The 2,071-nt window shown below is 36.5% G+C and carries 1 protein-coding gene; it reads right to left on the reverse strand.

Annotation, left to right across the window (positions count from 1 at the left end):
• Nucleotides 1-173 precede the first annotated feature (173 nt).
• Nucleotides 174-1,928 (reverse strand): IS1182 family transposase, encoded by a 1,755-nt coding sequence (locus ACYPXO_RS08675; protein WP_459640191.1) that lies wholly within the window; start codon nucleotides 1,926-1,928, stop codon nucleotides 174-176.
• Between the last annotated feature and the right edge of the window lie 143 nt (nucleotides 1,929-2,071).

Raw genomic sequence — 2,071 nt, forward strand, 5'->3', positions numbered from 1 at the left:
GAGGCTATCGGTTAATACCGATTTTTAGGCTCTAAATCTTAAAATACGAATCTCCCATAGAAATCAGTATTTTTAATACTTGAACTTCTTTAGGAGATTCGTATTTTTTTCTTTTCTGTATGTATTTTAGGACGCAAAAACCCCTTGACTACATTTTTGAAAGCACCCTTTTTCTAAGCAGTCTTTTCTTCGGTTTTTCCTTCAAATTTCTTGATCTCATCATGAAGAAAACGATGGTATTTATTTATATTTCTTCCAATCGCATACAGCATGAATTCTTTGTATACTTTTTCTGCTGTCCGGTAATTAAAACGGCGAAAACCGTCATTTTCTTTGATGTCTCCAAAATGTCCTTCCGTCTGAATGGAACGGATCTGCCGGTTCAAAATCCCCTTCTCGCTCTGGATATTTGCATGGGATTCTTCTTTTAAAACTTCCCATTGTTCATTGATCTTCATGACTTTATTTTTCTCTGCATCTTTTTCGGCATTATATTTATAGAGACATTTTGCTTTATATCCACAGCCACTACAATCTGCACATCCATACACCTCAAATGTTTGTGTATAACCAGACTGTTCTTTTTTCTCAGTCCTGATATGATGAAGTTCTCTTCCATCATGGCAGACGTAATAAAGTTCATCCTCAAAGATCTGCGTTTTCATGTTGTAATACTTCCCAATATCTTCTGTGTACGCACGTGTTTTCCGTTTTTCATGATCCTGCAGTTTGATATAACTGGAGATTTTATGATCCTTTAAGTACAGAAGATTCTTTTCACTGCAATAACCACTGTCGGCAGTTACTTCTTCCAAAATTTCTCCAAATGCATTTTTGTGCTTTTCTAACACAGGAATCAATGTATTATAATCTGTCCGGTCATTACTTACATATGCCTGAACAATGAAATAATTCTCTACTGCTATCTGAATGTTATATGCTGCTTTTAGTTGTCCATTTAGCATATGGTCTTCTTTCATTCTCATAAAGGTAGCTTCTAAATCTGTCTTGGAATAACTGTTCCTGTCTCTTCCCATGATCTCAAAGCATTCTTTGTATCCCATCAGGCGTTCACCGCAGGCTTCCAGTTCCTCATATAATTGCTGGATTTCCGGTTTTTTCTTTCCTTTTCCATAAACAAACTCGATCTGTTCCTGCTCTACAATCTGAAGAAGATTTTTCTGGAGTTTCACAATCTCCAACGGAGAACAATTGTCAATTTCGATGATGGTATTATTGGATAACTTTTTATGTTTTGTCAGTTTTCGTTTCCGGTTCTTTTCAATGACATCTTTTACTTTCTCTATTCCTTCAATTACAAACATATGAGCATGAGGAATGTCATATTTGATACTATACTCATTTTCGTCGATCAGAACGTTATATTTCTGATACAACGAATCAATGGTATCCAGCAATCCTGCAAGATGATAATTGAGCGTTCCTCTCCAGACAAACGTATAGCGGTTTGCATTTGCTTCTATTTTAGTCCCATCAATAAAAAGCGACTTTAGGGTAATCAGTCCTTCTTTTTGCAGACGGCGGAGAAACTGATAGTTTAATTCATCTAATACATCAGCCGTTAGTTTTTTATTCTTAAATTCATAGAATGCATCTCTTTTTGGTTTCTGTCCTTTGGTAAGCCAGATAAACGCAAGGTCTCTTTCACATAACTCCACAATACGGTCAACAGCTCTAACTCCTCGCATGTTTGCGTAAGTAACGACAGCATACATCATAATTGGATTAAACCCGGTTCTCCCCTTATCTGAACAATTGGCTAACAAGCCAGAAAAATCTAAATCCTCCATCACTTTTTTCAGGGTATAGACTGGATCGTCGTCAGGTAAACACAATTCGAAGAAACTGAAGTTAATTTTCTGTTGCCCTAATTCAAAAAATTCGTTATAATAATCTTGTTTTAGCATAGTTCCATTATAACATGGAACGGAGAGGAGATGGTTGTCGTTAGCCATCTTTTTCTCTTTTTACGGAAAAGTTTCAGGGGCAGATTTGACTTATACGAGTCAAATCTGCCCCTGTTTGGAACTATCTATTTCCCGACAGCCCC

The organism is Faecalimonas canis, assembly GCF_054601575.1.